Annotated in this window: 18 protein-coding genes; 6 read left to right on the forward strand and 12 right to left on the reverse strand. The window is 67.7% G+C overall.

Annotated features, from left to right (window positions below):
- Positions 1-116: 116 nt before the first annotated feature.
- From HL653_RS18135 to HL653_RS24505, 12 genes are all read right to left on the reverse strand, one after another.
- Positions 117-293 (reverse strand): hypothetical protein, encoded by a 177-nt coding sequence (locus HL653_RS18135; RefSeq protein ID WP_171745752.1) that lies wholly within the window; start codon positions 291-293, stop codon positions 117-119.
- Positions 290-1,045 carry an MBL fold metallo-hydrolase gene (locus tag HL653_RS18140; protein WP_171747091.1) on the reverse strand — a complete coding sequence of 252 codons (756 nt, stop codon included), beginning with the start codon at positions 1,043-1,045 and terminating at the stop codon, positions 290-292. The genes HL653_RS18135 and HL653_RS18140 overlap by 4 nt, the downstream gene beginning before the upstream one ends.
- A gap of 8 nt (positions 1,046-1,053) precedes the next feature.
- Positions 1,054-1,842 (reverse strand): TatD family hydrolase, encoded by a 789-nt coding sequence (locus tag HL653_RS18145; RefSeq protein ID WP_171745753.1) that lies wholly within the window; start codon positions 1,840-1,842, stop codon positions 1,054-1,056.
- A 191-nt stretch (positions 1,843-2,033) separates the two neighbouring features.
- Positions 2,034-2,276: a hypothetical protein gene (locus tag HL653_RS18150; RefSeq protein WP_171745754.1), complete on the reverse strand. Its 243-nt coding sequence runs from the start codon at positions 2,274-2,276 to the stop codon at positions 2,034-2,036.
- Positions 2,277-2,319: 43 nt separating this feature from the next.
- A complete protein-coding gene (metG, locus tag HL653_RS18155; RefSeq protein WP_171745755.1) occupies positions 2,320-3,864 on the reverse strand; it encodes a methionine--tRNA ligase in 1,545 nt (514 codons plus the stop codon).
- 181 nt (positions 3,865-4,045) lie between these two features.
- On the reverse strand, positions 4,046-5,005 hold the full coding sequence (locus HL653_RS18160) for an AAA family ATPase (RefSeq protein WP_171745756.1): 960 nt from the start codon (positions 5,003-5,005) through the stop codon (positions 4,046-4,048).
- Complete coding sequence (gene tmk, locus HL653_RS18165) at positions 5,002-5,625, reverse strand: dTMP kinase (RefSeq protein ID WP_171747092.1); 624 nt, start codon at positions 5,623-5,625, stop codon at positions 5,002-5,004. The genes HL653_RS18160 and tmk overlap by 4 nt, the downstream gene beginning before the upstream one ends.
- A complete protein-coding gene (locus HL653_RS18170) occupies positions 5,625-6,806 on the reverse strand; it encodes a D-alanyl-D-alanine carboxypeptidase family protein (protein WP_171745757.1) in 1,182 nt (393 codons plus the stop codon). Before HL653_RS18170 ends, tmk begins: the two co-directional genes overlap by 1 nt.
- Positions 6,807-6,907: 101 nt before the next feature.
- Positions 6,908-8,620, reverse strand: a complete 1,713-nt coding sequence (locus HL653_RS18175) for a heparinase II/III family protein (RefSeq protein ID WP_171745758.1) — start codon at positions 8,618-8,620, stop codon at positions 6,908-6,910.
- On the reverse strand, positions 8,620-9,282 hold the full coding sequence (gene rpe, locus HL653_RS18180; protein WP_171747093.1) for a ribulose-phosphate 3-epimerase: 663 nt from the start codon (positions 9,280-9,282) through the stop codon (positions 8,620-8,622). Before rpe ends, HL653_RS18175 begins: the two co-directional genes overlap by 1 nt.
- Before the next feature lie 234 nt (positions 9,283-9,516).
- On the reverse strand, positions 9,517-9,813 hold the full coding sequence (locus HL653_RS18185; RefSeq protein ID WP_171745759.1) for a hypothetical protein: 297 nt from the start codon (positions 9,811-9,813) through the stop codon (positions 9,517-9,519).
- Positions 9,810-10,739, reverse strand: coding sequence for a VacJ family lipoprotein (locus tag HL653_RS24505; RefSeq protein ID WP_171745760.1), 930 nt, complete (start codon positions 10,737-10,739; stop codon positions 9,810-9,812). The genes HL653_RS18185 and HL653_RS24505 overlap by 4 nt, the downstream gene beginning before the upstream one ends.
- A gap of 105 nt (positions 10,740-10,844) precedes the next feature.
- Between HL653_RS24505 and HL653_RS18195 the strand changes: the two genes are divergently transcribed.
- The 6 genes from HL653_RS18195 (at position 10,845) to HL653_RS18220 (ending at position 17,468) form a co-directional block, all read left to right on the forward strand.
- The gene (locus tag HL653_RS18195; protein ID WP_171745761.1) at positions 10,845-11,804 is read left to right on the forward strand and encodes a metalloregulator ArsR/SmtB family transcription factor; all 960 of its coding nucleotides are present in this window, start codon (positions 10,845-10,847) and stop codon (positions 11,802-11,804) included.
- A complete protein-coding gene (gene metF, locus HL653_RS18200; RefSeq protein ID WP_171745762.1) occupies positions 11,804-12,751 on the forward strand; it encodes a methylenetetrahydrofolate reductase in 948 nt (315 codons plus the stop codon). Before HL653_RS18195 ends, metF begins: the two co-directional genes overlap by 1 nt.
- Before the next feature lie 125 nt (positions 12,752-12,876).
- Positions 12,877-13,932 carry a homocysteine S-methyltransferase family protein gene (locus tag HL653_RS18205; RefSeq protein WP_171745763.1) on the forward strand — a complete coding sequence of 352 codons (1,056 nt, stop codon included), beginning with the start codon at positions 12,877-12,879 and terminating at the stop codon, positions 13,930-13,932.
- A 109-nt stretch (positions 13,933-14,041) separates the two neighbouring features.
- A complete protein-coding gene (gene metH, locus HL653_RS18210; protein ID WP_171745764.1) occupies positions 14,042-16,660 on the forward strand; it encodes a methionine synthase in 2,619 nt (872 codons plus the stop codon).
- A 29-nt stretch (positions 16,661-16,689) separates the two neighbouring features.
- Positions 16,690-17,058: a hypothetical protein gene (locus HL653_RS18215; protein WP_171745765.1), complete on the forward strand. Its 369-nt coding sequence runs from the start codon at positions 16,690-16,692 to the stop codon at positions 17,056-17,058.
- Positions 17,059-17,174: 116 nt separating this feature from the next.
- Positions 17,175-17,468, forward strand: coding sequence for a hypothetical protein (locus HL653_RS18220; RefSeq protein WP_171745766.1), 294 nt, complete (start codon positions 17,175-17,177; stop codon positions 17,466-17,468).
- Positions 17,469-17,574 lie beyond the last annotated feature (106 nt).

The following is a 17,574-nucleotide window of genomic DNA, read 5'->3' on the forward strand; positions in this document are numbered from 1 at the left end:
GCTCAGTGCAAACGGACTGAGAAAGACGGCAGGGGCGACATCGGCGTATCGACAGACGAAAGCGCGCCTCCAGCGCGATCTTTCATCTCGATAATATATATTATGTAAAATCCGGATCAGAGTTGGCGCTGGATCAGCGTCACCGCCACGGTCGCCACTCCGATGATCGCGATCCAGATCAGCGCCAGCTTCAGGCTCTCGCCCGGTTTCATGTTCCGCCGCGTGAGATTGCCGACCAGCAGCACGAGCACCATCGCGCCCGCGATCAGCGACAGGATCATGCTCTCGTTCACGCCGCCACCGCGACCAGCCCGTCATGACCGGGCTCGACGCCGGTCGGCAGTTCGGCCGCCAGCGTTGCATAGTCCATGCTCTGGTCCATGTGCGTCAGGATCGCGCGACCGGGCTTCAGCCGCTCGATCGCCTCCAGCGTCATCGCCAGATGCGGATGCGTCAGATGCGGCTTGCGGCGCAGCGCGTCGACGATCCACACGTCGAGCCCTGCGAACAGCGCGTCCATCTCCGGCGTGATGACATGAAAATCGGTGGCATAGCCGATGCTCCTGCCACCATGTTCGAAGCGCAGGCCCAGCGTCATGATCTCGCCGTGCGGCATTTCCACGCTGCGGATGCGGATGTCGCCGATCATCGCGTCGGGCTCCAGCAGGTTCGCGCTGGCGGACGCCGGATAGACCGATCGGCCCGCGAACACATAGCCGAAGCGCTCCTTCAGCGTCGCCAGCGTCTCGGCATTGCCATAGCCCGGGATCGGCGCGCCGCGCGCATGGAAGAGCTGGCGCAGATCGTCGATGCCGTGCGTGTGATCGGCATGTTCGTGCGTCCAGATCACCGCATCGATCGCGCCGATGTCCGCCGCCAGCAGCTGGATCCGCATGTCCGGCCCGCTGTCGACGAGGATCGTCGTCGTCGCGCTCATCACCGCGATCGACGCGCGCGTGCGCCGGTTGCGCGGATCCGTGGGATCGCACGCGCCCCAATCATTGCCGATGCGCGGAACGCCCGAGGACGTGCCGCTGCCCAGCATGACCGCCTTCACGCCGCAGGTCCTGAGGTGGCTTTCGTGAACAGGCGGAAGAAGTTGGCCGCCGTCGCCGCGCTCAGGCTCTCCGCGTCGGTGCCGCGCAATTGCGCGAGGAACGCCGTCGTATCCACCACGAAGGACGGCTCGCCGGTCTTGCCCCGGTGCGGCACCGGCGCCAGGAACGGCGCATCGGTTTCCACCAGCAGGCGATCTTCCGGCACGATCGCAGCCGTGGCCTGCAAATCCTTGGCATTCTTGAAGGTCACGATGCCCGAGATCGAGATATAAAGGCCCAGATCCAGCACTTTGGCGCCGAAATCGGCGTTCGCGGTGAAGCAGTGGATCAAAGCGGGGAAGGCCCCCTTCCCCATTTCCTCGCTCAGGATCGCGAACGTATCCTCCTCCGCATCGCGCGTGTGAATGATGATCGGCAGGCCCGTCTCGCGCGCGGCCTCGATATGCGCGCGGAAGCTCGCTTTCTGGCGGTCGCGATCCGAATGGTCGTAATAATAATCGAGCCCGCTTTCGCCGATCCCGATCACCTTGGGGTGTGCGGCCGCCTCGATCAGGCGCCGGGCGTGCATGTCGGGATGCGTATCCGCCTCATGCGGATGGATGCCGACCGAGGCCCACACGTCGGGCTCGCGCTCGGCCGTCGCGATCACGTCGCCCCATTCGCTTTCGCGCGTCGAGATATTGAGCATCCCCGTCACGCCGCGCGCACGCGCGCGCGCCAGCACGGCGGGCTGCTCCTCGATCAGGCCCTTATAGTTCAGGTGGCAGTGGCTATCGATCAACATCGCCAGCCGAAATAAGGCGGACGACGCCGAACGTCACCCGCCTTCTTGGCGTTTTGATCCACTTCGTGGGAGGCCGCACCAGCCCGCTCCCCCACCCGGCCTCCCAACGGCAGTATCTTATGGGAGGTCGGGTGGGGGAGCGGGCTGGTGCGGCCGCTGCTTCAGCTCCGCTGAAGCAGCCTCCAAAAGACTCAGGCGCCGGGAAAATCCGGGCGTTCCGCCAGGGCCAGCACCTGAGCCACGGTCAGATTGCCCTGCCCCACCACGTCCACGATCACGCGCGCCCGCTCGGCGGGGCTCATCGCGACGACCTTGGCGACCATCTCCGAAAGCGGGCCTTCACCCAGCGTCTCGAAATCGAAGAACATTTCCGATCCGACGTCGGACCGGGCGTGAAGGACGCACGGGCGCGTCCAGTCGATAGCCTCAATCATGATATGACGAACAACCCCTCTCGCAACATCCGCCCCTCGAGCATCACGCCGGTGAGGTCGGCTCCACCCAGCGCGGAAAGATGCCCTGCGGCGGCGGCAAAATAGTAGCCGAGGCCAGCGGGCGCGCCAAGGCCGCGAAATCGCGGGCATCTTCGGGCTGGGCGAGCTGATCCAGCATCGCATCGGCGCTCGCCGGAATGGCCCAGCGCACGAGGATGGCGAGTTGGCGGATCGCCTCGGCCGTCACGTAAAGGACGCGATCGGCGGCAGCCGGATCGGTCTTCCGCAGCGACCAGGGCGCCTGCTCGGCGAAATAGACGTTCGCGGCCGACACGCCGCCCCAGATCGCGGCCAGCGCATTGTGGAGCGCGAACTCCTCCATCGCCTTGCCCGCTTCCTCGGCGGCCGTCCGCAGATCGGCCAGCAGCGCCTCGTCGGCAGGTGTCAGTGCGCCATGCTCGGGCACGATGCCGCCGCCATTCTTGGCGATGATGCTCAGGCAGCGCTGCGCCAGATTGCCGAGACCGTTGGCGAGGTCGGCGTTGCAGCGCGTGACGATCGCCTCATGGCTGTAGCTGCCGTCCTGCCCGAAGCTCACTTCGCGCAGCAGGAAATAGCGCAGCTGATCGACGCCGTAGGTTTCGGCCATGCCGATCGGATCGACGACATTGCCGACCGACTTCGACATCTTCTCGCCCCGATTGAGCAGGAAGCCGTGGCCGAACACCTGTTTGGGCAACGGCAGATCCGCCGACATCAGGAAGGCCGGCCAGTAAACGGCGTGGAAGCGGACGATATCCTTGCCGATGATGTGCGTGGCGCCCGCATCCCAGAAGCGCGCATGGGGTGCGCCGCGATCGGGGTAGCCGGTGCTGGTGAGATAGTTGGTCAGCGCATCGACCCACACATACATCACATGGCCCGGCGCATCCGGCACCGGCACGCCCCAGTCGAAGCTGGTGCGCGAGACGGAGAGATCCGCCAGCCCGCCCTTCACGAAGCTCATCACTTCGTTGCGACGACCTTCGGGACGAATGAAATCCGGATTGTTCTCATAGAGTTCGATCAGCTTGTCGCCATAAGCCGAGAGCTTGAAGAACCAGCTTTCCTCGACCGTCCATTCGACGGGCGTGCCCTGCGGCGAGAGCTTCACGCCGCCCTCGCCTTCGGTCAGTTCCTCCTCGCCATAGAAGGCCTCGTCGCGGATCGAATACCAGCCCTCGTAGCGGCCGGCATAGATGTCGCCCTTGGCCACCATCGCGCGCCAGATCGCCTGGCTGGCTTCGTAATGATCGGGCTCGGTGGTGCGGATGAAGCGATCGAACGAGATGTTCAACATCTCATCCATCCGCCTGAATTGGGAGGACATTTCATCGGCCAGCGCAAGGGGGGTGATCCCCCGGTTGCGCGCCGCCTGCGCCATCTTCAGGCCATGCTCGTCCGTGCCGGTGGTGAACAGCACGTCGCGCCCCGCCAGCCGCTGGTAACGCGCGATCGCATCGGTCGCGATCGCCTCATAGGCATGCCCGATGTGAGGGGCGCCATTGGGATAGCTGATCGCGGTGGTGATGTAGAAAGGGTCTGCCATCCGCGCGCTCTAGAGGCTGATGCGCGATCGGGGAAGGTGGAGCGTGCGCCATCATCCTCGTCATCCCGGACGTGATCCGGGATCCCGCTTCTTCTTCTCGTCCCGGTCCGAAAGGCAGCGGGACCCCGGATCAAGCCTGTCCTGAGCCTGCCGAAGGATCCGGGGTGACGGCTTCGGAAGACTATCCCGCCAGCTTCGCCAGCAGCCCCGCCACCTCGAACACGGTCGTCTGCGGATCCATGCTCAGCCGCACCGCGCCATCGGCGATCCCGCGCGCCTGAGTCCACAGCGCCACCTTGCCCTCAATATCGCCGCCCTCGCGCGCCGCCGCCGCGATCCGGCCCGGCGCGCGCTCCAGAAAGGCCTCGTAGCGCGCCTGCGCGGCCTTGCCCGAAAGCTGCTTGGCCAGCGCCAGCCGCTGGAGGCCGGTCGCGTCCCCTTCCCGCGCAATCCGGTCGATCGCGCGATCCAGCCCGGCGATATCGAGCCCGGCGAAGCGCAGCGCCTGTCCCGGCGCGCCCTGCGCGATCGCGGTCAGCGTCGTGATCTCGCCGCTGTCGCTCTCCGGCAGCGCCGCCCGCAGCACGCGCGCGCTGTCGGCATCCTCCAGCGTGGAGAAGCGGAGCAGGCGACAGCGCGATCGGATCGTCGGCAGCAGGCGGCCGGGGGCATGGCTCACCAGCAGGAAGATCGTGCCGGTGGGCGGCTCCTCCAGATTCTTGAGAAGGGCGTTGGCGCCCGACCGCTCCAGATCGTCGACCGCGTCGATCAGCACCACGCGCCGCGCCGAAAGGCTGGGCGAGGTGGCGAACATCGGCTGGAGCGTGCGGACCTGATCGATCGAGATGGAGCGCGCCAGTTCCTCCAATTTATCTTTAGTCAGCCGCGCCAACATCCTGAAATCCGGATGCGATCCCGCCTCGAACAGATGCGCGACACGGTGCTGGGGATCGACTTCGAACCCCGCACCCACGGGTTCGGGCCCGGCCGCGCGCGCCAGCATCCAGAGCGCCGCCGCGCGCGCGAACGTGCCCTTGCCCACGCCCTCGGGTCCGGTCAGCAGCCAGGCATGATGCAGCCGATCGGAGAGCACCGCCTCGCGAAACGTCTCCACCTCGGCCTGATGCCCGAACAGGCTCACGCCAGATCCTCGATCGCATCCACCAGCCGCGCCGTCACCGTCTCGGCCGTGCCGGTGGCGTCCACGATCCGCCAGCGCACCGGATTGGCCTCGGCCAGGCGCCGAAAGGTCTGCGCCACCGCCGCATGATAGCTGGCGTCGCGCGCGCCGAAGCGATCGGGCTTGCCCGCGTCGCGCGCGGCCTCGCGCGCCGCTGCCTCCTCGCCCGGCAAGGCCAGCAGCAAGGTGCGGTCGGGCAGATACCCGCCGCTGCCGATCCCGTGCAGCGTGCGGATCGCCTCTTCACCCAGGCCGTCGGCGCCGCCCTGATAGGCGATCGAGCTGTCGACATAGCGATCGCAGATCACCCACGCGCCGCGCGCCACCGCCGGCCGGATCGTGCGCGCGATATGGTCCGCGCGCGCCGCCGCGAACAGCAGGGCTTCCGCCTCGGCCGTCCAGCGGTCGCCCGCGCCCTCCAAGAGCAGCGTGCGGATCGCCTCGGCGCCGGGGCTGCCGCCCGGCTCGCGCGTCTCGATCACCTCGAGCCCACGCGCGCGCAACGCCGCCGCCAGCGCACGCGACTGGGTCGATTTGCCGACCCCTTCCCCGCCTTCGAGGCTGATGAAGCGTCCGGGGATCACTGTCCCCCGAACAGCCGGTGCACGCCGTTGCCGATATGGCCGAAGAAGCCCGCCGCGCCCACGTCGGAGGCGGCGACCAGCGGCATCACCTGCGGCGGCCCGTCGCCGGTGCGCGCGATCAGATCGGCGACATGATCGCCCTTCTTGATCGGCGCCTTAAGCGGGCCGGTATAGGCGACCGACAGCTTCACGGTGGAATCGAGCCCCGCCGGGATCGTCACGGTCAGATCCTTGGGCGCGACCAGCCCCACCTCGTTGGCGTCGCCCAGCTGCACCGGCGCCTTGTCCACCTGCTTGCCCGCCGCGAACAGCGGCTTGGACTGCCAGGCGCGGAAGCCCCAGTTCATGAACGAGACCGATTCCGTGATGCGCCCATTGAACGAGTTGAGCCCCGCCAGCACCATCACCAGGCGGCGCCCGTTCTGGATCGCGGAGCCGGTAAAGCCGTAGCCCGCTTCCTCGGTATGGCCCGTCTTCAGGCCATCGGCGCCCGCCACGCGGCCGAGCAGCGGATCGCGGTTCGCCTGCGTGATGTCCGCGCCCGATCCCAGCGTCTTGCCCCAGGTGAAATTGGGGCGGCTGTAGAAGGTCTTGTACATGTCCGGGAAGTTCTGGATCGTCGCCGTCGCCAGCGTCGCGAGGTCGCGCGCGGTGACGTAGGTGACGCCGTTATCGGGCCAGCCGTTGGACGTGCCGAAATGGCTGTTGTTGAGGCCGATCTCCTTGGCCTTCTGGTTCATCATCGCCACGAACGCCGGCTCTGTGCCCGCGATATGCTCGGCCAGCACGACGCAGGCGTCGTTGCCGGACAGCGTCACGATGCCGAACAGCAGGTTCGCGACCGACACCTGCTCGCCGGCCGACAGGAACATGGTCGATCCCGCTGCGGGCCCGTGCCACTTGCGCCACGTCTCGGGCGCCACCGTCACCATGTCGGAGAGCTTGAGCTTGCCCTGCTTCACCAGATCGAAGGTGACATAGACCGTCATCATCTTCGCCAGCGACGCCGGCGGCATCTTCAGATCCGCCTCCTTCGAATAGAGCGTGGCGCCGGATGACAGATCGACCATGTAGGCGACCTTGGCCTGCGTATCGAAGGGCGGCGCGGCCGCCTTGCCGGGCAGGACGACGAGGCCGCTCGCGGCGATCAGGAGGGCGGCTTTACGGAGACGCTTCATCGGCAAGGGGGCATCCTGTGGTTCAAGTCGTTGGGTCGGTTATCGGATGGGAGCTTAGTGCCCGATTTCGATCGAGGCCAGCGCGACGGGCGGGTGACGGCCTATCGCACGCGCCGGAAAGACCAGCCGAGCGCGGCGCCGTCGGGCGGCGTCTCGCCCGCGATCGCCAGCGCCTGCGTCACGCGTGGGCGGCCGAGCGAATCGATCCAGACGCTGGGCTCCAGCGAGAGCGTCCCCGCCTCGGCGCGGAATTGCCAGGCGCCGCCTTCGGGCGGGCGGATCAGCGCACCGTGCGCGTCGGCGGTCAGCACCGTCTCGAGCCCGAAGCCGAGATGGAAGCGGATCACGAACGGCGTCGCCGCCAGCCCGCGCCGGCGCCCCTCGGGCACCAGCCGATCCTCGCCCGCCAGCGTCCGCCCGTCGGGCGACAGCAGCAGGGTGCGCTCGTGGCGGAAGCCGTGGCGGCGAACATAGCCGTCATGCGAGGCGCTGAGCATCAGCCCCTCGCGCGCCTCGCTCCGCTCCAGCTCCACTTCGGCGACACCGCGCCCGAGCGAGCCATCCTCGTGCAGCGCGGTGCTGTTGGTATCGGCCAGCGTCAGCGTGGAATGGGCGGCGGTCGTCCGCAGCCCCTGCGCCAGCTCGGCCGGAAGGCCGGGTGATCCCCCGCAATTGACGACGATCCGCTGCGCGCCCTCCGAAAATTCGAAGGCCAGCGTCGAGGCGCAACCGCCCCGGATCATCGCGCCCGAAGGCGGAGGGGCCGCATCCATCACGAGGCGAGCCTCGCCCGCTTCCAGCCGCTGATAGCCCCAGTCGCGCGCGGGCGTGGCCGTGTCGGGACGCACGCCCGTCGCCACGATCGCGGATGCCACGGCGCGCGCGCCATTGGGGCCGCCGCCCTGCCACGCGGAGAGCGCACCATCGCCCAGCACCACACTCGCCAGCGCCGACACCGACTTGGCGATCGGGCCGGAAATCACCTCGGGCATCGGCCGCGCGCGCACTTCATAGACCGCGCGCAGCTGCGCCATCAGCTCGACCAGATCGAGCTGCATCGCCGGCACGCGCGCGGCGAGCCCGCCATCGTCGTGCAGCGCCTGCGTCAGCGCGCGGGCCAGCCCCGCCTCGCCATGCGCCACGCGCAGATCGCCGCCGGGAATCAGCAGGCCCGCCGCGATCACGCCGCACCAGGCGGCGATGCGCGGCACGCCCTGCGGCACGCTCTCGGCCGCGCGATCCAGATGCCGCGCGCCCCGCGCCAGCGTGTTGAGCAAGGATGTCCGCAGCGCCTCGTCGCGCGAGCTGAGCAGATAGGGCGCATAGGCCGTCCACATCAGGATGCGCCGCCCCCACAGATCGGGGCGCCACGCCGGATCGGCGACGGTGCGCGCATGCTCGGCGAGCCAGCCTTGCGTGATCTTTTCCGCGATCTCCGCCCCGTCCTCGCGCGGCACGGCGGCGGCGAGATCGCGCAGCCAGCCGAAACCGTGGCGATAATCGACGAAGCCCGCGCTGTTCCCGCCGCGCGACAGGCCATCCAGCGGCACGCGCTCCTGCCCGAACAGCATCGCGCCCTCGATCAATGCCTTGCCCGCGCGCGGGCGGCCAGGGATGGGATCGGCCGGCACGTCGATCAGCTGGAGCGGATAGCGCCCGTTCAGCCGCATCTTGTGAAGCGGCGAACGCCAGGCGAGCCGCTGCAGCCGATGGTTCATCCGCTCCGTGAGCGAGAGCCCGCGCGTGCCGTCACCGCGCAGCCGTCGCTTCTCGACGTCGCGCCCGCTCTCGCCGTCATCCTTGCCCTTGGCCATCAGGCCCCGCGAAGGCCCGCAATGTTGGCCGCATAGGCGTCGGGACCGCCGCGGAAGGTGGCCGTGCCCGCCACGAGCGCGTCGGCGCCGGCCGCGATCACGCGCGGCGCGGTCCTGGCGTCGATCCCGCCATCCACTTCCAGGTCGATCGGCTTGCCGAGCTTGTCGATCGACTTCCGGATCGCCTCGATCTTGCGGAGCTGGCTCTCGATGAAGCTCTGCCCGCCGAAGCCGGGATTGACGCTCATCACCAGCACCAGATCGATATCCTCCAGCAGATAATCGAGCATCTTGGCGGGCGTGGCGGGATTGAGCGAGATGCCCGCGCGCTTGCCGAGCGACTTGATCCGCTGGACGGTGCGATGCGCGTGCGGTCCCGCTTCGGGATGGAAGGTGATCGTGTCCGCGCCGGCCTCGGCAAAGGCCTCCAGATAGGAATCGACCGGCGAGATCATCAGGTGGACGTCGAACGGCTTGGTCGTGTGCGGGCGCAACGCCTTCACCACCGCCGGGCCGATCGTGATGTTGGGCACGAAATGGCCGTCCATCACGTCGACATGGATCCAGTCCGCGCCGGCGGCGTCGATCGCGCGCACCTCCTCGCCCAATCTGGCGAAATCGGCGGAAAGGATCGAGGGGGAGATGCGGACCGGCTGTTGCATCCCGCGCCTGTAGCCGAGCGGAGCGGCTTCACCAACGCCATCCCGCGTCGGCACGTCACGAACCTGTGTATATCTGTCGTTTGGGGAGGGTCGGTTGCCACTTTCATCATCCTCCCCCGCCAGGGGGAGGTGGCAGGCGTAGCCTGACGGAGGGGGAGGAAGCAGAGCGGTCGCTGACCGCCCCCTCCGTCGCCTTCGGCGCCACCCCCGCCTGGCGGGGGAGGATGAAGCAGTTCAGCGGGAAGACGCCTCGTTCAGCGAGACATCGGGCGCGCCATTGTCGTCGGCCGAATCCGCATCCGCCTTGGCAGGCGCGGCCTTGTCAGCGGCCTCCACCACCTTCGCCTTCCGCGCGGATACCGGCAGCGGTGAACCCGCCGCCTGCTCCGCCGCCGCGATATCGGCCTGCGCCTTGGCGGAGGTGCGGGCCTGCGCCTCGGCGGCCGCGTCGGACGGGATCGCGTCGGTCTTCGCGCGATGACAACCGCCGATCAGCAGCAGCGCCAGACCCAACGAAAGCGGACGGATCACTTGGGCGGTTCGGCCGGTGCCGTGGGAGTGGCCGGGGCGATCGGGGCCGGCTCGGCCGGGGTCGGCGCTACGGCCGGCGCCGGTTCCGAAGGCGTTCCGGCGGGAGACGCGGCCGGTGCCGCCGCGTCGACCGGATCGGCCGGCCCTGCCGCATTGGCGTCCATGGCGGAGGCGGCCGCATCGTCGTCCGGCGGCCCCGCGTCGGCCGAATCCTCCTGATCCAGGATCGCCGCGCGGCGACGCTGGAGGTAGGCCGAACGCGCCGACGCATAGGGATCGAGGCTGCTCTTCAGGAACGCGTCGCCCCCGCTCTCGGTCAGCTGCGTGCGCGCATTGACGATGTAGGCGCCACGATAGGCGAGCGCGGCCGTGTTCGGGATATCCGCCTCGCGGATGCCGATATTCACCGGATCGGCGCCCCAGGCCACGACCGATCCCACGCCGTCACGCAGCGTAGATGGCCCCAGCAGCGGCAGCACCAGATAGGGCCCGCCATTCACGCCCCAGCGCGCCAGCGTCTGCCCGAAATCCTCGTAAGCGGGCGTGATGCCCTTCTTGCTCGCCACGTCGAACAGGCCGCCGAGACCCAGCGTGGTGTTCAGCGCGAAGCGGCCGAGATTGTGGACCGCCCGCTTCGGCTTGCCCTGGAGCATGTTGTTCACGAACGACCAGGGCTCGGTCACGTTGTTGAAGAAGTTGCTGAAGCCGCTGCGCAGCGGCTTGGGCGTCACCGTGCGATAGACGGTCGAGGCGGGTTTGATGATGACCTTGTCGGCCGCCATGTTGACGCCCCACACGCCGCGATTGAACTTTTCGAGCGGGTCGCGCTGGGCGAGCCGGTCCTGTCCCGGCACGGTGGCGCAGCCGCCGGCCAGAAGCGAAAGGGAAAGCGCTGCGATCAGCGGAGTCGGGCGGGGGGAGCTCATGCTCCGGCGCTGCCATAGCCCTCGTCACCGGACAAGCTCTTGACCACATATAAAGAAATCTTTATGTCTTGATTTCAACGAGCTTTTCAACGGATTTTCAGGACGATGCCCGCGCCCCTCGCCGTTTTCCGCGCGCTCGCCGATCCGACAAGGCTGCGGATCGTCGCATTGCTGCGCCAGATGGAATTGTCGGTCGGCGAATTGGCGCAGGTTCTCGGCCAAAGCCAGCCCCGCGTTTCGCGTCATGTGAAGATCCTCGCCGATGCCGATCTGTGCGATCGCAGGCGTGAGGGCAGCTGGATCTTCCTCGGCCTCGGCTCGGCCGCGCGCGAAAGCCCGCTGCTCGCCGCGATCGATGGCTGGGACGATCCCGCCGCAGAGCGCTGGGCGATCGCCGATGCCGCGCGCCTCGCCGCCGTCCGCGCCGATCGCATGGCCTCGGCCGAAGCCTATTTCGACAGCCGCGCCGCCGATTGGGACGCGATCCGCTCGCTCCATGTGGCGGAGGCGCAGGTGGAAGGCGCGATCCTCGATCTGCTCGGCGATCATCCGCTCGGCCGCCTCGTCGATATCGGCACGGGCACGGGCCGGATGATCGAATTGCTGATCGATCGCGCCACGAGCGCGGTCGGCATCGATCGCAGCCCGGAGATGCTCCGCCTCGCCCGCGCCAAGGTCGCGCCCGACGGCCAGTCGCGCGCCGAGCTGCGCCAGGGCGACATGTATGCCCTGCCCGTCCCCGATGGCGGCGCCGATACGGTCGTGCTCCATCAGGTACTCCATTATGCACAGGCCCCCGCCGCCGCGATCGCCGAGGGCGCGCGCACCCTGGGCGATGACGGGCGCCTGCTGATCGTCGATTTCGCCGCGCATGACCGCGAGGACCTGCGCGAGCGCGATGCCCATGTCCGTCTCGGCTTCGACGACGGGCAGATCGAAGGCTGGTTCGCCGCCGCCGGGCTCGCTCTGGCCGCCTCCCGCGAACTGGGCGGCGGGGAGCTTACCGTGAAACTCTGGCTCGGGCAGCGTCGCCCGGAGAGCCGCCACCTGAAGGCCGTTGCGTGATGGGACTTTCGTTGAGCCAGCTGCACGAGGCGCAGAGCGCGCTGTCGGCGCCGCTTTATGCCGATGTCGCGGGCGATATCGGCGTGTCGTTCGAATTCTTCCCGCCCAAGACGGAGAAGATGGAAGAGACGCTCTGGAGCGCGATCCAGACGCTCGCACCGCTCGGCCCGCGCTTCGTCTCCGTCACCTACGGCGCGGGCGGCTCCACGCGCGAGCGCACGCACCAGACGGTCGCGCGGATCGTGCGCGAGACGGGCATTCCCGCCGCCGCGCACCTCACTTGCGTCGAGGCCACGAAGGACGAGATCGACCAGATCGCGCGCGATTATTGGGATGCCGGCGTGCGCCATATCGTGGCGCTGCGGGGCGATCCGCCGCGCGCGGGCGAGAAGTTCGCCAGCCATCCCGGCGGCTATGAGAATGCGGCCGCGCTGACGGCCGGGCTCAAGGCGATCGCCCCGTTCGAGATTTCGGTCGCGGCCTACCCCGAATGCCATCCGGATTCGGCCGATCCGCAGGCCGATCTCGACAATCTGAAGCGCAAGATCGATGCGGGCGCGGATCGCGCGATCACCCAATTCTTCTTCTCGCCCGAAACCTTCTTCCGTTTCCGCGATGCGGCGGCGGCGGCCGGCATCGATGCGGAGATCGTGCCCGGCATCATGCCCGTCTCCACCTTCGCGGCGACCAGCCGGATGGCGGCGATGTGCAATACGGACGTGCCCGAATGGATGGCGCGCCTGTTCGACGGGCTGGAGGATCATGCCGCCGCCCGCCAGCTGGTGGCGGCCACGATCGCGGCCGAGCTGTGCCGCAAGCTCTATGCGGGCGGCGTCCGCCAGTTCCACTTCTACACGCTCAACCGCGCCGAACTCGCTTATGCGATCTGCCACCTGCTGGGGAAACGCCCGGCCAAGGCGGGCGGAACGCTGGAAGCGGCGGCGTAAAACTCACCTCCGTTTGCTTCGAGCGGAGATCGAGCCTGCCGAGATCGTAGTCGAGAAGTTCTCGACGGACGCTTCTCGGCTTCGCTCGAAGCTGCTCGAACCAAGCGGTGACAAGGAAACGGACCATGACCCCCTCCCCCGCCTCCGCCGTCTTCCGGGCCGAAGCCGCCAAGCGCGTGCTGATCACCGATGGCGCGTTCGGCACGATGATCCAGACCTACAAGCTGCAGGAGGCCGATTATCGCGGCACCTACGATCTGAAGCTGGATCAGAAGGGCAATAACGATCTGCTCGTGCTGACCCGGCCGGACGTGGTGGACGCGATCACGCGCCAATATCTGGATGCGGGTTCGGACATCGTCTCCACCAACACGTTCAACGCGAACACGATCAGCCAGGAGGATTATGCGGCGGTCCATCTCGTCCGCGAGATGAACCTCGCCGCCGCCGCGATCGCGCGCAAGGCGGCCGACGATTATGCCGCGAAGGATGGCCGTCCCCGCTTCGTGGCGGGCGCGATCGGGCCCACCAACAAGACGCTGTCGCTCTCGCCCGACGTGAACGATCCGGGCTATCGCGCGATCGAGTATGATGTCCTCAAGGACGTGTACAAGGATCAGGCCGGCGCCCTGCTGGATGGCGGCGCCGACTTCATCCTGATCGAGACCGTGTTCGACACGCTCAACTGCAAGGCCGCGATCATGGCCGTGAAGGAGGTCGAGGAGGAGCGCGGCACAGAGATCCCCGTGATGATCTCGATGACCGTCACCGACATGTCCGGCCGCAATCTCTCGGGCCATTCGGTCGAGGCTTTCTGGTCGAGCGTGCGCCATGCGCGCCCGCTCACGATCGGGCTGAACTGCGCGTTCGGTGCAGACTTGCTCCGCCCGCACGTGCAGGTGATCTCGCAGATCGCGGACGCTTTGGTGATGATCTATCCGAATGCGGGGCTTCCCAACGATCTCGGCGCCTATGACGAATTGCCCGAGACGACCGGCGGCTTCATCCGCGAATGGGTGGAGCAGGGTCTGGTCAACGTCGTCGGCGGCTGCTGCGGCTCCACGCCCCCGCATATCGCGGCGATGGCGAAGGCGGTCGCGGGCTTTCCGCCGCGCAAGATCTCCAGCCCGAAACCGGCGATGCGCCTCGCCGGCCTCGACCCGTTCGAGGTCGCGGCCTGACCTGATTCTCCCCTCCCGCTTGCGGGAGGGGCCGGGGGTGGGCATCCACCCCTACCGTAGCAAGCCCACCCCCAACCCCTCCCGCAAGCGGGAGGGGCGCGAGAACAGAATGACCGACACCACCGTCTCCCGCGCCACCTTCGTCAATATCGGCGAGCGCACCAACGTCACGGGCTCCGCGGCGTTCAAGAAGCTCATCATGGCCGGCGATTACACCAAGGCCATCGATGTCGCCCGCGCGCAGGTGGAGAATGGCGCGCAGGTGATCGACGTCAACATGGACGAGGGCCTGCTCGACGCGCACCATGCGATGACCACCTATCTGAAGCTCATCGCCGCCGAGCCGGATATCGCGCGCGTGCCGGTGATGATCGACAGCTCGAAGTGGAGCGTGATCGAGGCGGGGCTGAAGTGCGTCTCGGGCAAGCCGATCGTGAACTCGATCAGCATGAAGGAGGGCGAGGCCGAATTCCTCAAATATGCCCGCAAGGTGATGAATTACGGCGCCGCCGTCGTCGTCATGGCCTTCGACGAGACCGGCCAGGCCGACACCAAGGAGCGCAAGATCGAGATCTGCGAGCGCGCCTACAAGCTCCTGATGGGCATCGGTTTCCCGCCGGAGGACATCATCTTCGATCCCAACGTGTTCGCCGTGGCGACGGGCATCGAGGAGCATAACAATTACGGCGTCGACTTCATCGAGGCCACGCGCGAGATCCGCGCCCGCTGCCCGCACGTCCACATTTCGGGCGGTCTCTCGAACCTGAGCTTCTCGTTCCGCGGCAATGAACCGGTGCGCCGCGCGATGCACTCGGTGTTCCTCTACCACGCCATTCCGGCGGGCATGGACATGGGCATCGTCAATGCCGGCCAGCTCGACGTCTACGACCAGATCGATCCCAAGCTGCGCGAGGCGTGCGAGGATGTGATCCTCAATCGCGATCCCGATGCCGGCGAGCGCCTCGTCGCTTTGGCCGAGAGCTTCCGCGGCACCGATGCCGTGGCGGAGAAGGCCGCCGAGGAATGGCGCGGCTGGGATGTGGTGAAGCGCCTCGAACATGCGCTGGTGAAAGGCATCGACGCGCATGTCGTGGCCGATACCGAGGAGGCCCGCCAGCAGATCTTCGATCGCGGCGGCCGCCCGATCGAGGTGATCGAAGGCCCGCTGATGGACGGGATGAACGTCGTCGGCGACCTGTTCGGCTCGGGCAAGATGTTCCTGCCGCAGGTGGTGAAGTCGGCGCGCGTGATGAAGAAGGCCGTTGCCCACCTCCTCCCCTATATCGAGGCGGAGAAGCAGGAGGGCGCGCGCGCCAAGGGCCGCGTCATCATGGCGACCGTGAAGGGCGACGTGCACGATATCGGCAAGAACATCGTCGGCGTCGTGCTCCAGTGCAACGGCTATGACGTGATCGATCTCGGCGTGATGGTCCCCTGGCCCGACATCCTGAAGGCCGCGAACGAGAATGACGCCGACATGATCGGCCTGTCCGGCCTGATCACCCCCTCGCTCGACGAGATGGTGACGGTGGCCGAGGAGATGCAGCGCTCGTCGATGACGATGCCGCTGCTGATCGGCGGCGCCACCACCTCGAAGGTCCACACCGCGCTCCGCATCGCGCCGAAATATACGGGGCCGGTCGTCCATGTTCTGGACGCCAGCCGCGCGGTCGGCGTCGCCTCGACGTTGATGAGCGACACGCAGCGCGACGCGTTCGTCCTCAAGACCGCCGAGGACTATGAAGCCGTCCGCATCGCGCGCGAAGGCAAGCCGCAGAACGCCCTGCTCACGCTGCAGCAGGCGCGCGACAACAGCTTCACGCTCGACGAGAGCCTGAAGCCCGGCCGCCCGCGCATGCCCGGCGTGCATGTGTTCGAGGATTGGGATCTGAAGGATCTGCGCCAATATATCGATTGGACGCCTTTCTTCCGCGCGTGGGAACTGGCGGGCAACTTTCCGGCGATCCTCGAGGATGAGATCGTGGGCGAAAGCGCGCGCTCGCTTTATGCCGACGCGCAGAAGATGCTCGACAAGGTCATCGAGGATCGCTGGCTGGTCGCTAAGGGCGTCTGCGGCCTCTGGCCCTGCCGCCGCGAAGGCGACGACGTGATCGTCCACATGCCCGACGAGAGCCATGTGAAGCTGCCCTTCCTGCGCCAGCAGATCGCCAAGCGCGAGGGCCGCGCCAGCATGTGCCTGGCCGATTTCATCAGCCATGACGGCGACTGGATCGGCGGCTTCGCCGTCTCGATCCACGGCATCGAACCGCACCTCGCCCGCTTCCGCGCCGCGATCGACGATTATTCGGACATCCTGCTGAAGGCGCTGGCGGATCGCCTGGCCGAGGCCTTTGCCGAGCGGCTCCACCATTATGTCCGCTCCGCGCTCTGGGGCTATGCCGAGGGCGAGCAGCTGACCAACGAGGCGCTGATCAAGGAGCAGTATCGCGGCATCCGCCCCGCGCCGGGCTATCCCGCCTGCCCCGATCACAGCCTCAAGCCGACCCTGTTCAAGATGCTGGACGCGCACCACGCGACCGGCATCTCGCTCACCGAGAGCTTCGCGATGCTGCCGACGGCGGCCGTCTCCGGCTTCTATTTCGGCCACCCCGACAGCCAGTATTTCGGCGTCGCACGGATCGGGCAGGATCAGGTGGAGGATTATGCGGCGCGGCGCGGCGTCGATCTGGCCACGGCCGAGCGCTGGCTGCGCCCGAACCTTGACTGATCGGACGAGGCCGGAAAGGAAGCGCCGCGATGATTGATCCGTCCCTGATCGTCGAGGAATTCACCGCCAGCCTCGGCACCAATCTGCTGACGGCGTTCGTCGTCGCGCTGGTGATGCTGGGTGCGGCGATGCTGATGCCCGCGCGCTGGAGGATGTGGGCGGCCTTTTCGCTCGCGGTGGCGATCGGCCTGTGCCTCACCATCGCGTTCATCCTCGTGGGGCTGCGCGTGCTGAACAAGGTCGGCCTCGCCTTCCCCGTCCAGTTCGGCCCGATCCACCTCGTCCTCGCGATCCTGCTGAGCGGCGCGGCCTTCGCGCTGATCCGCCGGCAGCGTGGCGCGCGCGCCGATACGGACATGCCGAAACCCGACGACTGGTACGATCGCCCGCCGGCCTGAATCGGCGCCACTCGAACGCCCGTCCCCAAAAACCGTCGCCTCATGGAGCCAGCCCCCCGCTCCTCCCGCGCCGCCCGTTCAGCGCCCGGCAATCCGCCGCCGGACACAGTCTCCGCATGCTCCGGCTCGTCGCCCTGCTCGCGCTTTTTCCTGTCGCCGCCTCCGCGCAGGCCGTGGAGGATGAGGCGCACCGGCTCGACCGCCTCCGCACCGAACAGCTCAACAAGCAGGCGCTCAGCGCCACCACGAAACGCGATCGTCACGGCTCCGACGATGCGCGCGTCGATTACGACAATGCCCGCGCCGATTATGACGATGCGCGGGCGGATTATCAGCGCCGGCTCGCCCGCTGGCGCGCGCAGGTCGATGCCTGCAATCGCAGCATCTACGAGGCCTGCGACCGGCGCTGACCTGCTGCCGTTCGTGTCACCGCCCCGTCTTTTCCTTTTCGGCCGTCAAGAAAAGCCCGCATTCCGCAGCGCCCGCAAAGCCCGCCTCGCCATCGCGCTCTCCGCC

The sequence above is a fragment of the Sphingomonas sp. AP4-R1 genome, assembly GCF_013113735.1.
Classification (GTDB): Bacteria; Pseudomonadota; Alphaproteobacteria; order Sphingomonadales; family Sphingomonadaceae; genus Sphingomonas_I.